The organism is Acidovorax sp. KPB24-07 (genome assembly GCF_057543315.1).
Genome location: NZ_BAAJYS010000800.1, coordinates 1 through 884, shown reverse-complemented (window position 1 = coordinate 884; position 884 = coordinate 1). Strand labels below are relative to the sequence as shown.

Below are 884 nucleotides of genomic sequence, written 5' to 3'. Positions count from 1 at the left end.
GGCCTGCGGTGCTGGCGCCAACCGGGGCGCGGCCGGCACGGCGGAGGAGGGGGGGGCATCCGTGGATTCGGCCGCCGGAGTCTTGGCCACGGCCGGCTCCTGCACCGCCACGGAGGCCGTAGCCGGCGCCCACACGGTGATGCCCATCTCGGCCAGCATGGCGCGCTGGCGTGCGTCCAGGTCCAGGCTCATAGTGGCAGGCTCATCACGACGGCATCCTCGCGTTCGCCGCCGTGGGCGGGGTAGTAGCGCTTGCGTTCGCCCACGAAGCGAAAGCCCCGGGCTTCGTAGATCGACCGTGCCCGCGCATTGCTCACGCGCACTTCCAGCCACAGCCATTGCGCGTTGCAGCCGCGCGCCCACAGGGCCAGCGCATCCAGCAGCAGCCGGGCCCAGCCCTGGCGCTGGTGGGCGGGTGCCACGGTCAGGTTGAGCAGGTGCACTTCGTCCACGCCTTTCATGGCCACGAAGTAGCCGATCAGTTCATCGCCGGCCATCAGCAGCTGGGTTTCGTAGCCGGCCGCCATGGCATCGATGAAGTTGCCGCGCGTCCAGGGGTGCGTGTAGGCGACCTGTTCGATCGCCAGCAGCGCATCCAGCCGCGCGAGCGTGAGCGGCTCGAACCGGGCTTCTTCGGGGGTGTGGGGAACGGCGCTCATGGGGCACTCAGAATGGGAGGCAGGGCGGCTGCGGCCGCCTGCTTCGCCGCCAGGCGCTCCGCCGTGGTTTGCGCCACTTTATCGCGCACGTACAGCGGCAGGGCTTCGCTGGCCGGTTGCGCGCCCCCCGCAGCGATGCGCGCGGGGGGCCAGGTGCAGCAGGGCCAGAGCGGTCGGCAGGCCGAACACGTGGGGGGGCGTCGGGTGCGAGCCGCTCGCCATAGG

The 884-nt window shown here is 71.5% G+C and carries 1 protein-coding gene and 2 pseudogenes; all 3 read right to left on the bottom strand.

Annotated features, from left to right (window positions below; genetic code table 11):
- Positions 1-192, bottom strand: a pseudogene (locus tag AC27IQ_RS25920) (uracil-DNA glycosylase family protein); the annotation flags it as partial.
- Entirely contained in the window at positions 189-659 is a 471-nt protein-coding gene (gene rimI, locus AC27IQ_RS25915) for a ribosomal protein S18-alanine N-acetyltransferase (RefSeq protein ID WP_284424366.1), read from the bottom strand. The gene rimI and the pseudogene AC27IQ_RS25920, both read right to left, overlap by 4 nt.
- Positions 656-884: pseudogene (locus AC27IQ_RS25910) on the bottom strand (tRNA (adenosine(37)-N6)-threonylcarbamoyltransferase complex dimerization subunit type 1 TsaB); the annotation flags it as partial. The pseudogene AC27IQ_RS25910 and the gene rimI, both read right to left, overlap by 4 nt.